This is a genomic window from Micropruina sonneratiae (assembly GCF_025972045.1).
In the GTDB taxonomy this organism is placed as follows: Bacteria; Actinomycetota; Actinomycetes; order Propionibacteriales; family Propionibacteriaceae; genus Micropruina; species Micropruina sonneratiae.
In genome coordinates, this window is sequence record NZ_JAPDHX010000003.1 from 327422 (window position 1) to 349160 (window position 21739).

The window sequence follows — 21739 nt, forward strand, 5'->3', positions numbered from 1 at the left end:
AAAGCGGTGCTGCCGCAGGGCACGAGACGGGGAGCAGGCGCCGCTGGGCCGAGTGCTCGCACACCGCAACGGGTGGGTGCCAATGGTGCCGCCGCCTGAGCACCGCACCCGGACAAGGGGAAACGCCGAACGGAGCGACTGCAGGGGGTGACCGCGCGCGCAAGCCCAACGACCGCGGCTGGTAGGTTGCACGAGGTTCTCATCGTCTCCCCGTGGAGGAAGCCCGTGCACGTCTGGCCCGGTTCGCCCTACCCGTTGGGAGCCACCTTCGACGGTTCCGGCACCAACTTCGCCCTCTACAGCGAGGTCGCCGACCGCGTCGAGCTGTGTCTGTTCGACGCCGATGGCGCCGAGACCAGGGTCGAACTCACCGAGGTGGACGCCCTCGTGTGGCACTGCTACCTGCCGCAGGTCGAACCCGGCCAGCAATACGGCTACCGCGTCCACGGCCCGTACGACCCGTCGCGGGGGCGGCGCTGCAACCCGGCCAAGCTGCTGCTCGACCCGTACGCCAAGGCGACCGCAGGCACGATCGACTGGGGCCAGCCGCTGTTCTCCTACAACTTTGGCGACGAGAACTCCTTCAACGAGGAGGACTCCGCCGGGCACATGCTGACCGGTGTCGTGGTCAACCCGTTCTTCGACTGGACCGGCGACCGCACCCTCAACGTCCCGTACAACGAGAGCCTGATCTACGAGGCCCACGTCAAGGGCCTCACTGAGCTGCACCCCGACGTCCCCGAGAGCATGCGCGGGACCTACGCCGGGCTGGCGCACCCGTCCGTGATCGCGCACTTCAAGCGACTGGGCGTCACCGCCGTCGAACTGATGCCGGTTCACCAGTTCGTGCACGACTCGGTGCTGGTCGAGCGTGGCCTACGCAACTACTGGGGCTACAACACCCTCGGATTCTTCGCGCCGCACTCCGAATACTCCTCGGTGCGCGAGGGCGGCGGCCAGGTGCAGGAGTTCAAGGCGATGGTGCGGAACCTGCACGCCGCGGGCATCGAGGTGATCCTCGATGTTGTCTACAACCACACCGCCGAGGGCAATCACCTCGGCCCCACGCTGAGCATGCGGGGCATCGACAACCCCTCGTACTACCGGCTCGTCGACGACCAGCCGCGCTACTACATGGACTACACCGGCACCGGTAACTCGCTCAACGTCGGCAACCCGCACTCGCTGCAACTGATCATGGACTCGCTGCGCTACTGGGTGCTGGAGATGCACGTCGACGGTTTCCGGTTCGACCTGGCCTCCGCGTTGGCGCGGGAGTTCTACGACGTCAACCGGCTGTCGGCGTTCTTCGAACTGGTGCAGCAGGACCCGGTCGTCAGCCAGGTGAAACTGATCGCCGAGCCGTGGGACGTCGGCCCCGGCGGCTACCAGGTGGGCAACTTCCCGCCGCAGTGGAGCGAATGGAACGGCAAGTTCCGCGACGCGATGCGTGATTTCTGGCTGGGGCAGCCCCGGTTGGGTGAGTTCGCCGCCCGCGGGGCCGGTAGTGCCGACCTGTACGAGCAGTCCGGACGCCGCCCGTTCGCCAGCATCAACTTCGTCACCGCCCATGACGGCTTCACACTGCGCGACCTGGTGTCGTACAACGAGAAGCACAACGAGGTCAACGGCGAGAACAACAACGACGGCGAGTCGCACAACCGGTCCTGGAACCACGGCGTCGAAGGGCCGACCACCGACCCAGCGATCCTGGCGGCCCGCGCCCGGTCCCAGCGCAACCTGTTGGCGACGCTGCTGCTCAGCCAGGGCGTCCCAATGCTGTCCCACGGCGACGAGGCCGGCCGCACCCAACGTGGGGTTAACAACGGCTACGCCCAGGATTCACCGATCACCTGGTTCGACTGGGCGAACACCGACGAGCCGCTGCTGGAGTTCACCGCGACACTGGCCAAGCTGCGCGCCGACCATCCCACCTTCCGGCGCAAGCGGTTCTTCACCGGCGGCGTCGGCGCCGACGGGCTCGGCGACATCGTTTGGCTCCACCCGGCGGGACGGGAGATGGAGCAGGACGACTGGCACAGCGGAGCGACCGTGGGGATGTTCCTGAACGGCTCGGCCATCGAGGGCATGGACGCCGTGGGCCAGCCGATCACCGACGACGACTTCGTCCTGTACTTCAACGCCGCCACGGAGCCCGTCGAGGTGGTGCTGCCCGGTGAAGAGTACGCCCCGGCGTGGGACGTGGTGATCGACACCGCCGCCGACGAACCTGCCGAGGAGCCGCTGGCGGCAGGGGCGAGCGTGCAACTGGATGCGCGCAGCACCCTGGTGCTGATCGAGCACCGGCAGGCGCCCGCCAAGCCGAACGTGTCCGCCGCCGCGTCGGTGGCGGTGATCGCCGAACAGGTGGCCACCGAGGAGTCCGCCCAGTCGCCCCAGGATCCCGAGCCGGCCGACTAGCCGGCGTTGTCAGGGCCGTGTCACTGGCGACCCTGTGAACAGGATGCGGTCGGCCGGATCGTGGCCAAGCGCAAGGGCACGGTCTCCATCACGGTCAAAGCTGGCGGCGTTGCGGTGCGGTACGAGCTCTCCGTGAAGTAGCCGGTCTGCGACGAAGGGGTCCGGTGTGGTACATCCACACCGGACCCCGTCGGTCACTGAACGTGCCGGGACGGCGGAGTCGCAGCCGTCAGTCCTCGGGCCCCGGGTCGCCGATCGCCCGGCCCTCGGTGTACTCGTCGTCGGGGTTGGTGGTCGGGCCGGGGTTGCCGATGGAGCGCGGCTGGTTGTACTCGTCCTCGGGGTTGGTGGTCGGGCCCGGGTTGCCCACCGCCTTCGGCTGCTCGTACTCGTCGCCAGGGTTCTCGGTGTCGCCCGGGTTGCCGACGGCCCGGGGCGGATCCTGCTCGGTCATGTGCGTCCTCCTTGATGCCGGGCCTTCGATGGCCTCACCACGATCCTAGATGCGTCCGGGCGGAAGTACCGGCGACCCGTGCACGACGGCTGGATGGATCCCGTCGCGGCCGAGCAGGGGCCGCGGACGCTGAGCGACCAGCAGGCCTGAGGGCGGTGGCTGCCCGCGACTACGGCCAGTACTGCGGGGTGACGCGAGCCCTGGAGCTGATCGGCGAGCGGTGGGCGCTGCTCATCGTGCGCGATCTGTTGGTCGGGCCGCGACGCTACGGCGAACTCGCCGCCGGGCTGCCGCGGATCCCGAGCAACATCCTGGCCGCACGCTTGAAGGAGCTGCAGGGCGCGGGGCTGATCCGGCGGGCGCCGCGCTCCAGGATCGTCATCTATGAGCTCACCCCGTACGGCCGCGAACTGGAACCCATCGTGCTCGCGCTGGGCGCCTGGGGTTTCAAGGCGCTGGGCGATCCGCGCGACGAGCAGGTGATCACCGCGGATTCGATGACGATGGCGCTGCGTACCGCCTTCCGGCCCGACGTCGCCGCAAGTCTGCCGTCGACCGCCTACGCTGCCCGGTTCGGCACCGCAGAGCTGTTCATCCGGGTCGACGCGACCGCCCTCCACGTCCGGCGTGGGGACGGCGCGGCCGACCTCGCCTTCGCCGCCGGCCCGGGCATCCGGCGGCTGATCTCGGGCGAACTTCCCGCACAGCAGGCGATCACCACCGGCGTGGTCGAGGTGTTGAGCGGGTCTGGTCGGCTGCTCGACAGGTTCGCCGACACCTTCCACCTGGCGGCCTGAGGCGCTGCGCCGGCCGGGCAGGCCTTCCCGGTGGGATGCGTCGGGTTGGAGCACGCTCAGGCTCGCGGGTGGCGGCAGGATGGGTGCTGTTCCGACGATCAGGAGACAGCGATGAAGAGCAGCACGATCAGCGGACTGGACCGTCCGGTGCCCAACGTGACCCTGGGGCTGATGCGCATCCAGGATCTGGACGACGCCGGTGTCCGGCACCTGGTCGGCGCCGCCCGCGACGCCGGCATCGACTTCTTCGACCACGCCGACATCTACGGCGCGCAGCTGCACGGGTGCGAGCGTCGCTTCGCCGAGGCGATGGCCTACACGCCCGCCGAGCGCGAGCAGGTGGCGCTGCAGACCAAATGCGGCATCGTTCCCGGCCAGGGCTACTTCGACTTCTCCTACGCGCACATCGTGAGCTCGGTGGAGGAGTCCCTGAGCGCCCTGCGCACCGAGTACCTCGACGTGCTGCTGCTGCATCGCCCGGACGCCCTGGTCGAGCCGGACGAGGTGGCCCGCGCCTTCGACGACCTGTTCACCGCAGGCAAGGTCAGGGCCTTCGGAGTGTCGAACCACACGCCGCGGCAGATCGAGCTGCTGCAGGCGTCGGTCCGGCAGCCGATCGGCGTCAACCAGCTGCAATTCTCGCTGGCCCACGCCTCGCTGGTCGCGCAGGGCATCGCCAGCAACATGCAGGACCACGCCCAGTCGACGACGTTCGACGGCGGCGGCGTCCTCGACTTCTGCAGGCTGCACGACATTCGGGTGCAGGCCTGGTCACCGTTCCAGTCGCCGACCGGGGTGCTCCTCGGCTCGCCCGACTACCCCGAGCTCAACGCGGTCATCGACCGGCTGGCGGCGTCCTACGACGTCCAGCCGATCGCGATCGCGACCGCCTGGATCACCCGGCACCCGGCCGGCATCCAGGTGGTGCTGGGCACCACCAACCCGGGCCGGGTCGCCGCGGCGGCCGAGGGGTCCGACCTGCCACTGAGCCGGGCCGAGTGGTACGAGTTGTTCCGCGCGGCCGGCCACATCGTCCCGTGAGTGCTGTGGATTGTGGCGACGGTTCTCGCGGTCCGGAACTGAACCGGATCAACCGTCCCCGTGGTCCACTCACAGCATCAGCGGCAGGTACTTCACCCCGACCAGCGTGACGATGCCCATCAGCCACACCGCGACCACCAGCAGGTCGAGGTCGTGGGCGATGAACGTCTGCGCCGCCCGGGACGCCGGCTCGGGCAGGTACAGGTTGCCGTCGCGAATGTTGACGTGGGTGAGCGAGGTGAACACCAAGGTGGTGGAGAGGGTCACCAGCAGGCACCACGGGCACAACGCGCCGATCACGAAGTACGCCTGGAAGAACAGCCAGTAGGCGAAGATCACGCCCAGCGTGTAGACGACCTGTGCCGACAGCATGAACCAGCGCGGGAACCTCACCCCGCCCAGGCTGGCGACCGCGATGGTGATCACCACGGGTTCGGCCACCAGGCCCAGGAACGCGTTGGGGAAGCCGAACAGGCTGGCCTGCCACGAGTTCGCAACCGTGCCGCAGCTGAGCACCGCGTTGATGTTGCACGACAACGCCGCCTGCGGGTCGGCCGCCAGGATCAGCGCGTCGACCGACAGCACGAACGAGGCGGTCAGGCTGATCAGTGCCGAGGCCAGCATCGTCGCGAAGATCCACCCGTTCGACTGGCGAACCCCGCGCGCCCGCTGCAGCAAGGTGGTCTCACTCACCGCCGGCAGCCTGGGCGATCGCTTCCTCCAGCGGACCACGGTTGTAGACGTCGCCGGTGAAGGTCTCACCGTTGATCTTCACCGTCGGGGTGCCGGTGATACCGGAGTTGAACGCCTGTTGGGTCAACTCGTCGATCCAGCCGGTGTAGGACAGGTCGGCGATCTTCGCCACCACCTCGGGCGAGGCTCCCGCCTGGGTCGCGAAGTCGGCGAGTTGGGCATCGGTCAGTCCAGAGGAGCCCTCGCTGGGCTGGTTGGCGAACAGCAGCTGGTTGAAGGCGAGTGCCGCGGTCTGGTCGGCGGCGGCGATGGTCACGAAGGCGTTGGCGGCCCGGGTGGAGTACTGCGACCCGTTCGACTGTGCATCCAGGAACGACATCGGGTGGATCTCGAGCTTGACCGTGCCGTCGGAGACCAGCGAATCGATGGCCTCACCGTTGACGCGTTCGAACTGGCCGCAGTAGGGGCACATGAAGTCGGCGTAGACGGTCAGGGTGACCTTGGCGTCCGCCTCGCCGAAGCTGAGCGCGCCGGCACTGGTGGCGTTGGGTGGGACGGCCGATCCGCCGGCCGAGATTCCGGCGTTCTGGTTCGACTTGGCGCCGACGACCGACCAGCCGATGACGCCCACCATGACGGCGATGAGGGTGATGCCGGCGATCCAGGCGGTGCGGCTGAAAATCTTCATCCGGTGTTCGGCGGCGGCGCGGGCGGCCTGCTGGCGGCGCAGCGCCTCACGGCGTCCGGGGTTGGAGGTGGTTGAGTTCTTCGAGGACATTGCGTTTTCCGATTCCGGGCCGCAACACGGCCCTGCTGAGAGTGTGGGCGCGGCGGACGCCGCGTGCCGGCGCGAGGCGCCAGGCGGGAGTCGGCCGGTCCGAGGGCGCCCAGGCGCGGCGGCCGGACCGGAATCAGAAAGCGCAGGGAGGACCGCGGTGCGGGTTGGTCCGCGACCAGCAGCGAGTGGCGGCGCCGACCCTGACCGGGACGGGCGCCGGACGCCAGCCGAGCTGAGCCACGCCGTCCAACCAGGCGAAGACGAGGGCCAGCAGTCGGCGGCCGAAACCGGCGAGGTCACGGGCTCCACGCAGCATCAGCCCGACGCCGAGAAGGGCGAGCGGCAGCAGCACCAGTTGCACCGCCAGCGCGGCACCGACCATCAGCGTCCAGCTGACGACGGACGCCGGGGCGGTCACACAGTGCACCGACTCGACCGACGGCACCAGGCTGTACAGCGGGTGGCCGGGCTCGAAGCAGGTGACGATGGCGACCGCGGGCAGTTGCTTCAGCAGCGGCACCAGGGCGACCAGCGTGAGGGCCAGCGCGACGACGCGCGACGTCCACGAGGGCAGTCGCAGCAGTCTGGTCACTCGCTGATTCTACCGAGCCCGACGGGATGCCCCGAATCGACCATTCGGAGCGGCGTCAGGCGGCCTGCAGCTCGCTCGCCGCCGGTACGGGCCAGCCTCAGCCCAGACTGGGCAGCGTGATCGTCACCGAGGTCGGGGCTGCGTCGTGCACGAGCGATTCCTGATGAGCCACGTCGTCGAAGGCGAAGGCGTACGCCTTGCCGTCGGCCATGGCCGCGTGGACCGCCTTCGCGTACGGGTTGTACCGGCCGGTGCGGTAGTACGACGAGGGGGTGGCGACCGGCTCGGTCTTGCCCGAGGTGAGGGTGCCTCGATTCAGCGCGGCGCACAGGGTGCGGGCGATCGGCCCGACCACGAGGTCGTTGGGGGCGGCCAGTTCGCCGGCGCACTCGAAGACGTCCACCGACGAGGGCTTGGCGAACGATGCCACCCGGACGCCGGCGCGGGTGAACACCAGCCGGGACCCGACCGTCCGGCCCGTGTAGCCCGGCTGGTCGGCGAAGGGGCGCACCTTCAGGGCCTTGCTGGCGGCGCGCTTCCAGGCGGCGTCGATCGCCGACTTCAGGTGGGTGGCGCTCAGCAGGCCAGACCTCGTGGCGTGACCCGGGGCGAGCACCCGCACGACGCGTCCGCCCGATCCGGTGACCACCAGCCGTGCCGTGGCGGCGCTCGCCTTCATGGCCTTGATCACGCGCTGCCGGCCGCCTGAGACGAGGCGCCCGGTGGTCCGGGTGCCACTGCTGCCCTTGACGGTCACCGTGGTCGGCAGCGCAAATTGATCGACCTGGGTGGAGTTGATCCACAGGCCGCCGTTGTAGGTGAACTCGGTCCAATCGAACAGCTTGGCGTGGTTGGGGTCGCTGGTCACCCACGGCGCCGGCTGGACGAGGCTGGTGGCGCCGAGGGCGTCGCGGACGAGCTTGAGGCTGAGCTTGCTGCCGACCGAGTAGTACAGGCGGCCGGAGATGCCCTTCGGGATGCGGAGGGTTCCCGTGCCGCCCGATCGTGGTCCACGGATCGAGACGTCGGGCGCCGCTTTCGGGGTGCCGGACGCCGCGGGCCACGCGTGGAAGCGGCCCTTGGCGTCCACGTAGCCGAGCCTGCCCGACGACAGGTCGGTACCCAGCACATACAGGTAGACGGCGCCGGAGGAGCCGGTGGAGTTCTTCACCGTGACCGGCAGGGTGGTCGCGGCCGAGGCGGGGGTCGCGGCGCCGAACAGGCCGGTGACCAGGGTGATCGCCGCGGTGAGGACGGTGAGGCGGAAACGGGGACGGGGCAATGAGGGGGAGCCGTGGGGGAGCACGAGCGCACCTTCCGGGGTGGGGGCGGGGGTGGCGGCGCAGGCAGCCGTGACGGTGCCGGCGATGCGGGAGGGCAACGGGCGCCCTCGGCGTCCGCAGCCATCGTTGGGGGGTGTTCCTTCACCCTAGCCCATCGGCCGGCTGCCGGATGGTGCGACCGGACGCCCATCGCGCCACCGCGGCGTCACGAGGCCACTCGGTTCTGCCCGGGGCCGCCCGACGGCCCGGCCAGGTCGTCCGCGACGCACAGCCGAAGCACAGCGACCCGCGCCACACTGACCGCATGCCACCGATCTCGCGCCGTTCGCTGCTCACCGGCCTGGGTGCCACAGCCGTCCTCGTCGGCGCGGCGGCGTGCACAGCGCAACCGGCCGCGGCGCCCTCCGCCGACCCAGCGGCCGGCACCGTGCTGGAGGAGAGCGCAGTGCACACCATCGCGGTCACCGTCGACGCAGCAGCGTTCACCGACATGCTGCAGACCTATGTCGACAGCGGCGACAAGGAGTGGATCAAGGCGGACGTCACCATCGACGATCAGTCGTTCAGCGGGGTCGGCATCAAGCTGAAGGGCAACTCGTCGCTGCGCGGGGTCACCACCGATACGGCTGCCGAGACCCTGCCGCTGCGCATCCGACTCGACAAGTACGTCGACGACCAGTTGATGGACGGCTACGGGGACTTCACCGTCCGCTCCAACAGCTCCGCCACCGCCCTGAACGAGGCCGTGGCACTCGACCTGCTCGAGGTTGCCGGGCTGGCCAGCGAGAAAGCGATCTTCACCCGCTATTCGGTCAACGGCAGCGCCGAGGTGTTCCGACTCACCGTGCAGAACCTGGACGACGTGTGGGTCGGTGAGAACTTCCCCGACGCCGGGGACGACAGCGTGCTGTACAAGGCCGAATCCGAGGGTGATTGGTCGTGGCGCGGCGACGACGGCGACTACAGCAGCTCGTTCGACATCGAGGCCGGTAAGGACGGCTACCAGCCGCTGATCGGGCTGCTCGACCTGCTCAACAACGGCACCAGCAGCGAACTGGCGAAGCAGCTGCCGAGCCTGCTCGACCTGGACGCCTTCGCCACCTACCTGGCCTTCCAGGAGGCGGTCGACAACTTCGACGACATCGACGGCCCCGGCAACAACTCCTACCTGTTCTGGGATTCCGGCGACGAGCAGTTCACGGTCGTCGCCTGGGACCACAACCTCGCCTTCGGCGTCTCCAACCGTGGCGGCGGGGGAGGCGGCGGTGGTGACCAGCCGGGGGGTGGGCGTCCGACCGGCACGCGGCCCAACGGCGGCGGCAACGGCGGCGGACCGGGCGGTCGGGCGCGCACCAACCCGCTCGTGACGGCGTTCAAGGCCAACACCGACTGGTCGAAGACCTACGACCAGCAACTCAGCGCGTTGACCACCTCGTTCACGTCCGGCGGCGCCCTGGTCACTGCGTTGGACGCCCGGATCTCCACCCTCAAAGCCGGGGCGTCCGATCTGGTGGACGCCGACACCCTCACCAGCGAGGGCGACGCCATCCGCGCCTACGCCGGCTGACGGCTCGCTGCTCGACGTCGCGCGCGGCCGGTCACATTGCCTGTGTTGCAACGCGCGCGATGTGACCGACGACGCGCAATGTTCCGATCATGGCCGGCGCGACCGCTGCGGTCGACTTCATCGCGGGCCTGGCGCCCGGCCCTGGCGACCGCCGCAGCAGGCTCCGCGTCGCTCACGAGGTGATCGACGCCCACGAACTGCGGCTACGCCGGCGGGTCGAGGACGCCCTGGCCGGCTTCGGCGACCGGGTCACCGTGTTCTCCCGGGCCGCCGACCGGACGCCGACGCTGCTGCTCGGCTTCCCCGGCGCCGACAGCATGGACGCCTACCGGCACCTCGCCCGCAGTGCCGTCGCGGCACCCGCGGGCACCTTCTACGCCTACGAGCCGGCCCGGGCGCTCGGGATCGACGCGGCACTGCGGATCGGGCTGGCGCCCTACAACGACGATGACGAGGTCGATCGGCTGCTAGCCGGGCTGGCGGACCTCCTGCGCTGAGGCCGTCCGTTCCCGCTGCCCCGCAGAGCATTGCCGACCCCGGCGCAGCACTCCGGAGGCATTCACGATCATCAATGCCGTCGTCGGCTACGCGCAGGAGGGACGGGCCGAAAAGGCCCTGGCCGGCATCCGGGGGATGCTCTCGCCCGGGGCCAGCGTGCGCCGTGACGGCGACTGGGCGACGATCGCGGCGTCCGACCTCGTACCCGGCGACGTCGTCCTCGAGCCTCACCCTCGACGTGCTGCGGGGCAATCCGGCGGTGTGGTGGTCGGCGCTCGCCCTGGTCGTCGTCCAGCTCGTGTACACCTACACGCCGGTGATGAACGACCTGTTCGACTCCCGTCCACTGGGCTGGCAGTCGTGGATCACCCCGGTGGTCCTGGCCGTCGCCATCTTCTTCGCGGTCGAGGCGATCAAGCTGCTCGAGCGCCAACTCGACCGACCACCAAGCCCGACACCGCCGAACAAGCAATGAGTCCGGACATCGAGTTCAATGTCCGGACTCACACTGTGCTGAAAGGGGCGGCTCAGCCGAACGGGTCGGGGGTGAGGGTGTACTTGGTCTCCAGGTACTCGGCGATGCCCTCGTCGCCACCCTCACGACCCAGACCGGACTGCTTCCAGCCGCCGAAGGGGGCAGCGGCGTTGGAGACGACCCCGACGTTGAGGCCCATCATCCCGGTGTCGAGGCGTTCGATCATTCGTTGCCCGCGAGCCAGGTCCCGGGTGTACACGTAGCTGACCAGGCCGAACTCGGTGTCGTTGGCCAGTGCGACGGCCTCGTCCTCGGTCTCGAACGGCACGATCGCCAGCACCGGGCCGAAGATCTCCTCGCGCAGCAGGTCGCTGCCGGGCTGGACGTCGCTGAGCACCGTGGCCTCGAAGAACGTGCCGGGGCCCTGGACGGCCGACCCGCCGGTGCGCAGGCTCGCGCCACGCTGGACGGCGTCGTTGACGAGTTCGGACGCCTTCGCCACCGCCCGGTCGTCGATCAGCGGCCCGATGGTGACACCCTCGACGGTGCCGCGTCCGCTGCGGAAGCCCCGCACGCGTTCGGTGACCCGGCGGGCGAAGTCGTCGGCGACACCGGCCTGCACGATGAAGCGGTTGGCGGCGGTGCAGGCCTGGCCGATGTTGCGGAACTTGGCCGCGATGGCGCCGTCGACGGCTTTGTCGAGATCGGCGTCCTCGAACACCACGAAGGGCGCGTTGCCGCCCAGTTCCATCGAGGTGCGCAGCACATTGTCGGCCGCCTTCTTCAGCAGCCCGACACCCACCGGGGTCGACCCGGTGAAGGACAGCTTGCGCAGCCGCCGGTCGGCGATGATCGCGTCCGACACCTCCGAGGAGTGTGTGGTGGTGACCACGTTCACCACGCCGTCCGGAACGCCGGCGTCGGCCAGCAGCTGCGCGAAGTACAGGGTGGTCAGCGGGGTAAGCGAGGCGGGTTTGACGACGGCCGTGCAGCCGGCGGCCAGCGCCGGGGCGATCTTGCGGGTCGCCATCGCCAGCGGGAAGTTCCACGGGGTGATCAGGTAGCACGGCCCGACCGGATGCCTGCTGACGATCATCCGGCCGGTGCCCTCGGGGTTGGCGCCGTAGCGGCCGCCGATGTGGGCGGCCTCCTCGCTGAACCAACGCAGGAACTCGCCGCCGTAGACCACTTCGCCGCGCGCCTCCGCCAGCGGCTTGCCCATCTCGAGCGTCATCAGCAGTGCGAACTGCTCCTTGCGTTCCTGCAGCAGGTCGAACGCGCGCCGCAGGATCTCGGCACGGTCCCGCGCCGGCGTCCGCGACCAGGCGGGGAAGGCGTCGCAGGCGGCGTCCAGCGCGGCCCGGCCGTCATCGACGGTGCCGCTGGCGAGGGTGCGGATCGTCGCGCCCGTCGCCGGGTCGGTCACGGCGAACGTGGCACCGTCGGACGCCTCCCGCCACCGCCCGCCGATGAACAGCTTGTCGGGGACGCTCGCCAACAGTTCCTGCTCGTCGATGTCACTCATCTGGACTCCTTCGTCATCACCAGCAACATAGGCGATGCGCCGCACCGCGGGGATGGTTCCGGGCCGCGGGGCGGGGGCCAACGTTCTGAGAACTGGACCCGCGACGGCCTGGTTACCGCTCCGCCCGCCGTGCCCCCCTCGCTCAGGGTCCAGATTTCAGAATCCGCCCAGTGGCCCCCCGCAGCCGGGGCCCTGGGTTGCTGGCCGGAGCGCTGCTCAGTCCTGGTGCCCGAGCAGTTCCAGGACGGCCCGCTCCAGCCCGGCCTGGCGGGCGCGCGGCGTCCGGTACCACTTCGTCGCCGCCTCGGCGATCGTGGTGCCCGACTCGTACAGGTCGGTGATCCGCGGGTCGATGTAGGACGACCGCGCCACCGTCGGGGTGTTGCCCAGGTACCCCGCCACCTCCTTGACCGCCTCGCGCTCGGCCCGCGTCCGCGACGCCTTGGTCTCACCCGCCTCGTCGCTCAGCGCCAGGGCGGCCGCGTAGATGACCGTCGCGTGCCAGGTGCGGAAGTCCTTGGCGGTGAAGTCACCCCCGAACAGCTCGGCCAGGTACGCGTTCACCGTTCCGGACGCCAGGTCGAGCCACTGCGATCCGTCGCGGTAGGCGAGCAGCCGGTCCCCACCGCGCCGCTTGCGCATCACGCCCAGCGCCTCGATCACGGGTTCGTCCTCGATCAGCACGTGGTGCTCGATGCCCGACTTGCCGACGAACGCGAACGCGAGCCCGTCCCCGTGCCGCCGGACGTGCCGCCGCTCCAGGGTGGTCAGCCCGAACGACCCGTTGGCGTCGGCGTAGTAGTCGTTGCCGATCCGGAAGTAGCCCAGGTCGAGCAGCCGCACGGCGGTGGCGGCCGCCCGCTCCAGCGGCATGCCGTCCCGGTTCAGATCGGTGCTGATCCGCCGCCTGGCCGTGGGCAGCCGTTCCGCGGCCTCGGCCACCCTGTCGTACTTCAGCTTGTCCCGCAGCACCCGCCAGTGCGGGTGGTACAGGTACTGCCGGCGTCCCGCGTCGTCCACACCGGTGGCCTGCAGGTGCCCGTTCGGCACCGGGCAGATCCACACGTCCCGCCAGGCCGGCGGGATGACCAGCGCTCGGATTCGCTCGACGTCGTCGGCCGGCAGCGCCTCGCCGTCGGCGTCGAGGTAGCGAAAGCCCTTGCCGGAGCGCCTTCGCGTCCACCCCGGCGAGGTGGGCGACACGCGGCGCAGACGCGGCATGGCCGCAGCCTACGCCGCCGGGCGACGGCCGACCTGACCCGTGCGGGGGTGAACGCCATGCCCGGTCCGGAGTAGCGTCAAGGCGGCATTCGGCCAATCCCGGGCGGACGGAGGTGAGGCGTGGTTGCACGGCTACTCCTCGCACTGGCCGCCGTGCTGGCCCTGACCGGCTGCGGCAGCACCGAGGATGCCGCCCAACGCTCCGTGGCCGAGGCGCGCTCCGCCGTCATCTTCGCCCACGATGCCGGTCGCCTGCTGCTCAACGACCGCGCCAGCCGCGCCTACGTCCAGGTGGTGTTCGACGACAGCCTCGACCAGGCCGCCGACGCCGAACGTGACCTGCAGGGCGCCTCAGGCGTCGAACCGCAGCGGGTCGCCACCGCGCACCGGGTGGTGGACGCCGCGGCGTCCGTACTCGACGAACTCACCGACGCCGGCGTGGGCACGCTCGATGAGAGCGGCCTGACCCGGTTGCAGGCCGCTCTGCGCGAGTTGGACGCCGTGGCTGAGGAGTTGGAGCGGTGAAGAAGATCTTCGCCGTCGCCCTCGGCATCCTGACCGCGATCGGCGGCTTCCTGGACATCGGCGACATCGTGACCAATGCCGTGGTCGGCTCGCGCTTCGGCTGGTCGCTGGCCTGGGTGGTGGTGGTCGGGGTGGCCGGCATCTGCGTGTTCGCACACATGGCGGGCAAGGTCGCCGCGGTCAGTGGACGGGCGACCTTCGAACTGATCCGGGAGCGGCTCGGCCCGCGGATGGCGCTGGCCAACCTGTCGGCGTCCTTCTTCATCAACCTGCTCACCCTCACCGCCGAGGTGGGCGGCATCGCGCTGGCCCTGCAACTGGCCAGCAGCGTCAACTACCTGCTCTGGGTTCCAGTGGCGGCGTTCGCGGTGTGGCTGGTGGTGTGGCGGGTCGGGTTCGAACTGATGGAGAACGTCACCGGGCTAATCGGATTGCTGCTGATCGGTTTCGCCGTGGCCTTCTTCCTGCTCGGACCGGACTGGGGCGAACTGGGCCGGCAGGCCGCGCAGCTGATGCCGACCCAGGAGAGCCCGGCCACGTACTGGTTCTACGCGGTGGCCCTGTTCGGCGCCGCGCTGACCCCGTACGAGGTCTTCTTCTTCTCCTCCGGCGCCGTCGAAGAGGGCTGGAGCGTGAAGGATCTCGGGCAGTCCCGGCTCAACGTGCTGGTCGGCTTCCCGCTCGGCGGCTTCCTGTCGTTGGCGATCGCCGGCTGCGCCGCGCTGGCGCTGCTGCCGATCGGTGTCGAGGTGGGCACGTTGAGCCAGGTGGTGCTGCCGGTCGCCGAGGCGGGCGGCACGCTGCTGTTGGTGGCGATCATCCTCGGCATCGTCGCGGCCACCTTCGGCGCAGCCCTCGAAACGACTCTGTCGGCCGGGTACACGCTCGCGCAGTTCTTCGGCTGGACGTGGGGCAAGTCGAAGGCGCCCGCGCAGGCGGCGCGCTTCCACACCACCATGATCGTCTGCCTGGTGATCGGGCTGGGGGTGCTGGCCACCGGGGTCGATCCGGTGATGGTGACCGAGGTGTCGGTGGTGTTCTCGGCGGTTGCCCTGCCGCTGACCTACCTGCCGATCCTGATCGTCGCCAACGACCCCGACTACATGGGTGAGCACGTGAACTCCCGCGCCCTCAACGTCGCGGGACAGGCGTACTTCGGGCTCATTCTGGTCGCCGCCGTGGCGGCCGTGCCGCTGATGATCGTGACGGGGGTGGGGCAATGACCGAGGACTTGCAGCCGGCCCGGTCGCCGTCGGGCGGAGTGCTCGTCGACGCGCGATTGAGCCTGCTCGACCGGCAGATGCTCGACGTCGACGGCGTGACCGTGGGTGTCGTGGACGACCTGGAGTTGTCCGACGTGCCGGCGGTGCTCGAGCGCGGGACGCCGCCGCCGTCGGTGCTGGCGCTGGTGCACGGGCCGATCGTGCTGGAGAGGATCTTCGGCGGCAAACGGCCCCACGGGCAGCTGCTGCGCTTCGGCTGGGACACCGTCGCGAAGCTGGGGTCCGCGGTCGAGCTGGCCGCGCCGGCGTCCGAACTGCCGAGGCCGTGGCTGGAGACCTGGCTGCGCGAACGGGTGATCGCCCGGCTGCCGGGAGGTCGTCATGTACCTGGCTGAGCTCGTCGACGCCCCCGTGCTGCAGGCCGGAAGCCGCATCGGCCATGTGGTCGACGTGCGGCTGTTCGTGCCCCGCCACACCGAGGGCCAACGGGTGGGGACGCCGGAGGTGTTCGGGGTGGTCGTCTGCCCGCGCCGCACCGGCTCGTTCCTCGGGTTCGAACGCACCGATGCCCGGGCGCCCGCGCTGCTGGCCGCCTTCTTCCGGTGGCGCGCACGTGGGTCGTTCCTGGTGCTGTGGGACGACCTGGCCGCCGTGTCCAAGGACGCCGTCGAACTGCGTCCGGAAGCCATGCGCTGGTCACCGGCCCTGGCCTGAGCGATCGCAAGTCGACGGATGCCGTCATCCCGGGCCGACCAGTGATGGTCCCGTCAGCCCGGGTTTGCCCCGGGATCTTTCGTTGGTGCTGGTCGGCCGGGGTCCCGGCCTGCCACGGGATGACCAGGTGTGATCGTCCACCCTCAGCAGCGTGGCGTACCTTGACGCCATGGAACCCGACGATGCGGTCCCGGGGACGCGTTCCTCACCCGAGCGCCGAGAGACCCCGGCCGAGCGGCTGGACCGCAATTGGTCCGAGTTGCTGCAGGAGTTGCGGGTCACCCAGACCGGCATCCAGATCCTCACCGGCTTTCTGCTGATCCTGCCGTTCCAGGCGCGCTTCGTCGACCTGTCGCCGGCCCTGGTGGGCATCTTCCTGGCGGCCGTCCTGCTCGCCGCGCTCGCCACCGGGCTCGTGCTCGCCCCGGTCACCGCGCATCGGCTGCTGTTCCGTCGCCACGAGAAGGACGTCCTGGTCAACCTGGGCGGGGTGATGGCGAAGGCCGGACTGGTCTGCCTCGCGCTGACCGTGGGCCTGGTCGCAACCCTGGTGGTCGGGCTGGTGGCCGACCTGACCGCCGGCCTGATCGCCGGGGGCTGCCTGGTGGCCGTCTTCGGAGTGCTCTGGCTCGGGGTGCCGCTGGCGCTGGTCCGCCGCAAGCGCGACCGGACGCCCTACGTGTAGCGTCCGGTCGGCAGTCGAACCGTGCCGGCAGGGCCACCGCTACATTGTGCGGCTGTCACCGATGGGGGAGGAACCCTTGTTCAGTTTCCTGGCCGACTGGACGTGGTGGGTGGCGGTCGCCTTCGTGCTCGACATGGTGGTGCGCGTCGTGGCGATCGTCGTCATTCCCCGCAACCGGCGCCCGATGTCAGGCATGGCGTGGCTGCTGGCGTTCTTCTTCGTGCCCTCGATCGGGGTGATCCTGTTCCTGCTGATCGGCAACCCACAGCTGCCGGCCGAGCGGCGCCGCAAGCAGGTGGCGATCAACGACCACATCCGTGAAGTGACCTCCGGCGTCGAGTTCGGCACCCTGCGGTCGGACGCCCCGACCTGGTTCGACTCGCTGGTCACGCTCAACGTCAACCTCGGAGCCCTGCCGCTGACCGGCGACAACGACGCCCGGCTCTACTCCGACTACGCCGAATCCATCGAGGCGATGGCCGAGGCGGTCCGCAGGGCCGGCCGCTACGTGCACGCCGAGTTCTACATCCTGCAGGCGGACGCCGCCACCGACGTGTTCTTCGCGGCGCTCGAGGAGGCGGCGGCGCGCGGCGTCGAGGTCCGCGTCCTGCTCGACCACTGGGCCAACCGCAGCAAGCCCTACTACAAGCAGACCCTGGCGCAGCTGGACGCGATGGGCGCGAGTTGGCGGCTGATGCTGCCCGTGATGCCGTTGAAGGGTCACTACCAACGACCCGACCTGCGCAACCACCGCAAGCTGCTCGTGGTCGACGGCGAAGTCGCCTTCACCGGCTCGCAGAACCTGACCGATTCCACCTACAACCTGCCGGTCAACATCCGCCGCGGGCTGCACTGGGTCGACCTGATGGTGCGCCGCGACGGCCCGGTGGTGGCCAGCGTCAACGCCGTCTTCCTCGGCGACTGGTACAGCGAGACCAACGAAATCCTGCCCGAGGAACGCGATCTGCTCGGCGCCACCGACGGTCCGGGCGATCTGGACTGCCAGGTCGTGCCGTCCGGTCCCGGGTTCGAGTTCCAGAACAACCTGAAGCTGTTCACCGGCCTGCTGTACGCGGCCCAGCAGCGGATCATCATCGTCTCGCCCTACTTCGTGCCCGACGAGGGTCTGATGCTGGCCATCACCACCGCCTGCCAGCGCGGGGTCCGGGTCGAGCTGTTCGTGTCGGAGGAGGGCGACCAGGCCATCGTCTACCACGCCCAGCGCAGCTACTACGAGGCGCTGCTGCGGGCCGGTGTGGTGATCTGGATGTACCGGCGTCCGTTCATCCTGCACTCCAAGTCGATGACCATCGACGACGAGGTGGCGATCATCGGCTCCAGCAACATGGACATGCGCTCGTTCGGCCTCAACCTGGAGATCTCGCTGCTGGTGCGCGGCTCGGAGTTCGTCGATCAGCTGCGCGAGGTCGAGGCGCAGTACCGGGCGAACTCGCGCGAGTTGACCCTGGCCGAATGGCTGCAGCAGCCGCTGCGCTCCACCGTGCTCGACAACCTCGCCAGGCTGACCTCGGCCCTGCAGTAGGAGCCCGGTCGGCTCAGCCCTCCGGCTGCTCCAGCCTCGCCTTCTCGGACGCCGCGGCGCGCCGGGCGGCGCGGCGGTCGCGTCCGTTCTGTCGCCAGTTCTCGAGCAGGTCGTACAGCACCGGCACGAGGATCAGCGTCAGGATCGTCGACGACACCAGGCCACCGATCACCACGATCGCCAGCGGCTTGGACACGAACACTCCGCCACCGGTCAGGCCCAGGCTCATCGGCACCAGGGCGAAGATGGTGGCCAGCGCGGTCATCACGATGGGCCGCACCCGCAACCTCGCACCTGCCGCGATGGACGCCTCGATGCCGGCACCCGATCGGCGTTTCTGGTTGATCAGATCGATGAGCACGATCGCGTTGGTGACCACGATGCCGATCAGCATGAGCAGGCCGATCATCGATGGGATGCCCAGGGCGGTGTCGGTGAGCAGCGACAACCCCAGCGCACCGGTCGCCGCGAACGGGATCGACACCAGCAGGATCAGCGGCTGCAGCAGGGAACCGAAAGTCGCGACCATGATCAGGTAGACCACGGCGATCGCGACCACCATCGCCAGGCCCAGCTGTGCGAAGGACTCCTGCTGCTGCTGCGACACCCCGCCGATCCGGACGGTGACCCCGTTGGGCAGATCGAGGGCCGCCAGTCCGTTGGTGATCGCGGTGGTGGTGGCACCCAGGTCGGACGACTCCGAGCTGCCGGTGATCGTGGCCGCCCTGGTGCCGTCGACCCGGGTGACCGTCGAGGGCGCCTGGGTGACGCTCACCTTGGCCACGTCGGACAGCGCAACCGGGTCGGCGGTCGCGTCACCGGCCGCCTTGCTGTCGTCGGTGATCGACTGCTGCTGCGCCTGGGCGTCCAGCGTCTTCTGCCGCTGCTCGGCCAACGCCTCCAGCTGCTTGTCCACCGAACTCACCCCCGAGCGGGCCTGGGCGAGCGCCGAGCTGAGCTGCGCGACCTGGTTGGCCGCGCCCGAGACCTGCTGGCTGAGCTGGTACACCGAGGCCGGCAGCGGGGTGCAGCGCGGGTCGGCGGGATTGGTGGCGCACACCGTGGGCAGGCTCTGCTGCAGCGCGCCGAGCTGGCGCTGCAGCTTCGCGAGCCTGGAGCGTGCGCTCTTCAGCTGCGAGTTCAGGTTCCGGCGAGCCTTGACGGCGTCGGCCCGGCTGTCGCGCAGTGCCTCCACCTGGTCGTTGTAGGCCTTGGTGGCGTCCCGCTTCGACTGGGCCGAGAGCCTGTCGGACCGCTTCTGCACCTTGTCGGCGGCGTCCGACTTGGCGTTGGCGTTCATCAGCTGGGTGACCGGCAGTTTGATGCCGCGCAGTTCCTCGACCGACCGCACCGGCTTGCGCGAGCGGAGGTAGACGTTGAGCGTCGTGTCGCCCTGGGCCAGCGTGCCGATCAGCTGGCCGCGGACGGCGCGGGCGACGTCCTGGCCGATGCCCGCCTGGGTCATGCCCAGCTTGGCGGCCTTGGCCTCGTCGACGTCGACCGACAGCATGTCGCGCGCGTCAGCGAGGTCGCTGGTCACGTTGGTCAGGCCGCCGATTCCCTGCATCATCGCCAGCACCTGCTGGTTGGCCGCCTCGAGGGCGTCGGGGTCGGAGCTCTCCACGTACACCACGACGCCGGAGCTGGTGTTGCCGGCACCGATCGACACTTCGACCTCGCCCACGTCGGGGCCCAGGTCGGCGATCTGGGTGCGCAGCCGGTCGGCGGTCTCGGTGGCGTCCGCACCCGCCTTGAGCGGCGCGGTGAAGTCGGCGCTGTTGGTGTCGCTGGGGGCGGCCAGGAAGACGGCCGAGGAGGAGCCGCCGATGGTGGTCGAGAACGTCTGCACCGACGGATCGGACGACAGCAGCGCCTCGATCCGCTTCGCGGCCTCGTCGGTCTGCGACAGGCTGGTGCCCGAGGGCAGGGTCTGGCTGATGGTCAGCGATTCGGTGCCGGTGTTGCCGATGAAGTCGGTCTTCAGCCGCGGCACCAGGGCGAGGGTGCCGGCAAAGATGGCCACGGCGATCAGCAGGGTGATCCAGCGGTGCGCCAGCGACCAGTTAAGCACCGGCAGGTAGCCGCGTTGCAGCCAGGTGTTGGTCTCGGCCGACGCCCCGCCCGTGTCTTCGCCGGCCCGGTCATCCTCGCCGGTCCCGGAGGACGCCCCGGCCGCCGCCCGCTGCTTGGCGGTGGGCCGCATGAACCAGGAGGCGAACACCGGCACCACGGTCAGGGACACGAACAGCGAGGCAAGCAGGGCCACCACCGCGGCGACCGCGAACGGCCGGAAGATCTCGCCGGCCTGGCCGCCGACCAGGCCGATCGGCAGGAAGACCGCCACCGTGGTCAGGGTCGAGGACGTGACCGCGCCGGCGACCTCGCGCACCGCCCGGGTGATGGACTCCCGGCCGTACTCGCCCTCGCTCTGATGTCGCTTGATGTTCTCGATCACCACGATCGAGTCGTCCACGACGCGTCCGATCGCCACCGTGAGCGCGGCCAGGGTGAGGATGTTGAGCGTGTAGCCGCCCAGCCACAGCCCGATCAGCGCGATCAGCAGCGACAGCGGGATCGAGATGGCGGTGATCAGGGTCGGCCGGATCGACCCGAGGAAGAGCAGGATCACCAGCACCGCCATGGCCAGGCCGATGCCGCCCTCCACCGTCAGGTCGTGGATGGACTGCTCGATGTAGGGGGCCTGGTCGAAGACGGTGACGAATGAGGCGTTGTTGCCCAGCAACCGCTCCAGCTCGGGTAGCCGCTCGGCGATGGCGTGGGACACGGTGACCGTGTTGGCGTCCGGGGTCTTGGTCAGCGACAGGGTGAGCGACGTGCGCCCGTCGACGCGGGAGATGCTGGTGGTCTCGACGGGCTGTTCGGACACGGTGGCCAGCTCGCTCAGCTTCACCGGGCCGTCGGTGCCCTGCACCCGCAGCGCCGCGACCTGCTTGGCGGTCGAGAACGTGGTTCCGGTCTGCACATCCAGGTTGGCGGTGTCGGTGCGCATCGTGCCCGACGGGATCGCGGTGGAGTTGGCGGCGAACAGCTGGGCGATGGTCGAGGGATCGACGCCGTACTCCTGCAGCTTGGACTGCTTGTAGGTGATGACGACCTCGTGTTCCGCCTGGCCGGACACCGCGACATCGCGCACCCCGGCGATCGCCCGCAGGTCGGGGGCGACGGTGTCGGTCACCCGCTCCGAGAGGGTGCTCAAATCCTCGTCGGAGGAGAGCGCCAGGATCGCCACCGGAATGTCGTCGGTGCCGCCGGTCAGTACCCGCGGGTCGACGTCGTTGGGCAGGGACGCCGCGATCGAATCGACCGCGCTGCGCAGCTTCGTCGCCATCTCGTCGGCCGCTATGCCGTAGTCCCACTGGACGCTGACCTGGGACACCCCGCTGGAGCTCGTCGAGGTGACCTGGGTCACGCCGTCCACGGCCTTGACGGCGCTCTCGATCGGCTTGGACACCTGCGCCTCGACGACATCCGGTCCGGCACCGGCGTACACGGTGACGACGCTGCCGCGGGGCACGTCGATGGACGGGATCAGCTCCTGCTTGAGCGCGGTCGCTGCGTACACACCGACGCCGATGGTGAGCAGGCTCAATAGCAGGACGACGGTGCGGTGGGCCAGGCTGAGCTTGGTCAGGCGAACCACGGTTTCCCCTTCTACAGCCCCCGAAGGGGAGATTCATGGCGTA

General features: G+C 69.8%; 20 protein-coding genes. 12 read left to right on the forward strand and 8 right to left on the reverse strand.

Annotated features, from left to right (window positions below):
* Positions 1–225 precede the first annotated feature (225 nt).
* On the forward strand, positions 226–2421 hold the full coding sequence (gene glgX, locus OIE40_RS09745; RefSeq protein WP_264702001.1) for a glycogen debranching protein GlgX: 2196 nt from the start codon (positions 226–228) through the stop codon (positions 2419–2421).
* A gap of 229 nt (positions 2422–2650) precedes the next feature.
* Here the strand turns inward: glgX and OIE40_RS09750 are convergent, their stop codons facing one another.
* On the reverse strand, positions 2651–2875 hold the full coding sequence (locus tag OIE40_RS09750) for a hypothetical protein (RefSeq protein ID WP_264702002.1): 225 nt from the start codon (positions 2873–2875) through the stop codon (positions 2651–2653).
* Positions 2876–3030: 155 nt separating this feature from the next.
* On the opposite strand from OIE40_RS09750, the gene OIE40_RS09755 reads away from it, so the two are divergent.
* Together OIE40_RS09755 and OIE40_RS09760 are read left to right on the forward strand one after the other, a co-directional pair.
* Complete coding sequence (locus OIE40_RS09755) at positions 3031–3672, forward strand: winged helix-turn-helix transcriptional regulator (protein WP_264702003.1); 642 nt, start codon at positions 3031–3033, stop codon at positions 3670–3672.
* Between the two features lie 111 nt (positions 3673–3783).
* Positions 3784–4713 (forward strand): aldo/keto reductase, encoded by a 930-nt coding sequence (locus OIE40_RS09760; RefSeq protein WP_264702004.1) that lies wholly within the window; start codon positions 3784–3786, stop codon positions 4711–4713.
* Positions 4714–4782: 69 nt separating this feature from the next.
* Here OIE40_RS09760 and OIE40_RS09765 read toward each other — a convergent pair whose 3' ends face one another.
* The 4 genes from OIE40_RS09765 to OIE40_RS09780 form a co-directional block, all read right to left on the reverse strand.
* Positions 4783–5406, reverse strand: a complete 624-nt coding sequence (locus tag OIE40_RS09765; protein ID WP_264702005.1) for a vitamin K epoxide reductase family protein — start codon at positions 5404–5406, stop codon at positions 4783–4785.
* Positions 5399–6184, reverse strand: a complete 786-nt coding sequence (locus OIE40_RS09770; RefSeq protein ID WP_264702006.1) for a DsbA family protein — start codon at positions 6182–6184, stop codon at positions 5399–5401. Before OIE40_RS09770 ends, OIE40_RS09765 begins: the two co-directional genes overlap by 8 nt.
* A 133-nt stretch (positions 6185–6317) precedes the next feature.
* On the reverse strand, positions 6318–6776 hold the full coding sequence (locus tag OIE40_RS09775) for a hypothetical protein (protein ID WP_264702007.1): 459 nt from the start codon (positions 6774–6776) through the stop codon (positions 6318–6320).
* 97 nt (positions 6777–6873) lie between these two features.
* The gene (locus tag OIE40_RS09780) at positions 6874–8157 is read right to left on the reverse strand and encodes a beta-1,3-glucanase family protein (RefSeq protein WP_264702008.1); all 1284 of its coding nucleotides are present in this window, start codon (positions 8155–8157) and stop codon (positions 6874–6876) included.
* 206 nt (positions 8158–8363) lie between these two features.
* Here OIE40_RS09780 and OIE40_RS09785 point away from each other — a divergent pair, with 206 nt between their 5' ends.
* The 3 genes from OIE40_RS09785 to OIE40_RS09795 all read left to right on the forward strand — a co-directional run bounded on the left by OIE40_RS09785 (position 8364) and on the right by OIE40_RS09795 (position 10599).
* A complete protein-coding gene (locus OIE40_RS09785; RefSeq protein ID WP_264702009.1) occupies positions 8364–9626 on the forward strand; it encodes a CotH kinase family protein in 1263 nt (420 codons plus the stop codon).
* 89 nt (positions 9627–9715) lie between these two features.
* Complete coding sequence (locus OIE40_RS09790; RefSeq protein ID WP_264702010.1) at positions 9716–10123, forward strand: aminotransferase class V-fold PLP-dependent enzyme; 408 nt, start codon at positions 9716–9718, stop codon at positions 10121–10123.
* A gap of 164 nt (positions 10124–10287) precedes the next feature.
* A complete protein-coding gene (locus tag OIE40_RS09795) occupies positions 10288–10599 on the forward strand; it encodes a cation transporting ATPase C-terminal domain-containing protein (RefSeq protein WP_264702011.1) in 312 nt (103 codons plus the stop codon).
* A 52-nt stretch (positions 10600–10651) separates the two neighbouring features.
* On the opposite strand, the gene OIE40_RS09800 is transcribed toward OIE40_RS09795, so the two are convergent.
* Positions 10652–12124, reverse strand: coding sequence for an NAD-dependent succinate-semialdehyde dehydrogenase (locus OIE40_RS09800; protein WP_264702012.1), 1473 nt, complete (start codon positions 12122–12124; stop codon positions 10652–10654).
* A gap of 216 nt (positions 12125–12340) precedes the next feature.
* Positions 12341–13345: a DNA topoisomerase IB gene (locus OIE40_RS09805; RefSeq protein ID WP_264702013.1), complete on the reverse strand. Its 1005-nt coding sequence runs from the start codon at positions 13343–13345 to the stop codon at positions 12341–12343.
* Between the two features lie 120 nt (positions 13346–13465).
* Here OIE40_RS09805 and OIE40_RS09810 point away from each other — a divergent pair, with 120 nt between their 5' ends.
* From OIE40_RS09810 to cls, 6 genes are all read left to right on the forward strand, one after another.
* Complete coding sequence (locus OIE40_RS09810; RefSeq protein WP_264702014.1) at positions 13466–13870, forward strand: hypothetical protein; 405 nt, start codon at positions 13466–13468, stop codon at positions 13868–13870.
* Complete coding sequence (locus tag OIE40_RS09815) at positions 13867–15093, forward strand: NRAMP family divalent metal transporter (RefSeq protein WP_264702015.1); 1227 nt, start codon at positions 13867–13869, stop codon at positions 15091–15093. The genes OIE40_RS09810 and OIE40_RS09815 overlap by 4 nt, the downstream gene beginning before the upstream one ends.
* Positions 15090–15488, forward strand: a complete 399-nt coding sequence (locus OIE40_RS09820; protein WP_264702016.1) for a hypothetical protein — start codon at positions 15090–15092, stop codon at positions 15486–15488. The genes OIE40_RS09815 and OIE40_RS09820 overlap by 4 nt, the downstream gene beginning before the upstream one ends.
* Entirely contained in the window at positions 15475–15807 is a 333-nt protein-coding gene (locus OIE40_RS09825) for a hypothetical protein (protein ID WP_264702017.1), read from the forward strand. The genes OIE40_RS09820 and OIE40_RS09825 overlap by 14 nt, the downstream gene beginning before the upstream one ends.
* Before the next feature lie 151 nt (positions 15808–15958).
* Entirely contained in the window at positions 15959–16492 is a 534-nt protein-coding gene (locus OIE40_RS09830; protein ID WP_264702018.1) for a DUF6328 family protein, read from the forward strand.
* A 61-nt stretch (positions 16493–16553) separates the two neighbouring features.
* The gene (gene cls, locus OIE40_RS09835) at positions 16554–18035 is read left to right on the forward strand and encodes a cardiolipin synthase (RefSeq protein WP_264702019.1); all 1482 of its coding nucleotides are present in this window, start codon (positions 16554–16556) and stop codon (positions 18033–18035) included.
* A 13-nt stretch (positions 18036–18048) separates the two neighbouring features.
* On the opposite strand, the gene OIE40_RS09840 is transcribed toward cls, so the two are convergent.
* Complete coding sequence (locus tag OIE40_RS09840; protein WP_264702020.1) at positions 18049–21696, reverse strand: efflux RND transporter permease subunit; 3648 nt, start codon at positions 21694–21696, stop codon at positions 18049–18051.
* Positions 21697–21739: the final 43 nt, after the last annotated feature.

What these genes read in the sequence shown, in the direction of transcription:
- OIE40_RS09825 (WP_264702017.1), top strand. Translation starts at nt 15,475, where the DNA reads ATGTACCTGGCTGAGCTCGTCGACGCCCCCGTGCTGCAGGCCGGAAGC.
- OIE40_RS09820 (WP_264702016.1), top strand. Translation starts at nt 15,090, where the DNA reads ATGACCGAGGACTTGCAGCCGGCCCGGTCGCCGTCGGGCGGAGTGCTC.
- OIE40_RS09785 (WP_264702009.1), top strand. Translation starts at nt 8,364, where the DNA reads ATGCCACCGATCTCGCGCCGTTCGCTGCTCACCGGCCTGGGTGCCACA.
- OIE40_RS09750 (WP_264702002.1), bottom strand. Translation starts at nt 2,875, where the DNA reads ATGACCGAGCAGGATCCGCCCCGGGCCGTCGGCAACCCGGGCGACACC.
- cls (WP_264702019.1), top strand. Translation starts at nt 16,554, where the DNA reads ATGGGGGAGGAACCCTTGTTCAGTTTCCTGGCCGACTGGACGTGGTGG.
- OIE40_RS09790 (WP_264702010.1), top strand. Translation starts at nt 9,716, where the DNA reads ATGGCCGGCGCGACCGCTGCGGTCGACTTCATCGCGGGCCTGGCGCCC.
- OIE40_RS09770 (WP_264702006.1), bottom strand. Translation starts at nt 6,184, where the DNA reads ATGTCCTCGAAGAACTCAACCACCTCCAACCCCGGACGCCGTGAGGCG.
- OIE40_RS09800 (WP_264702012.1), bottom strand. Translation starts at nt 12,124, where the DNA reads ATGAGTGACATCGACGAGCAGGAACTGTTGGCGAGCGTCCCCGACAAG.
- OIE40_RS09760 (WP_264702004.1), top strand. Translation starts at nt 3,784, where the DNA reads ATGAAGAGCAGCACGATCAGCGGACTGGACCGTCCGGTGCCCAACGTG.
- OIE40_RS09805 (WP_264702013.1), bottom strand. Translation starts at nt 13,345, where the DNA reads ATGCCGCGTCTGCGCCGCGTGTCGCCCACCTCGCCGGGGTGGACGCGA.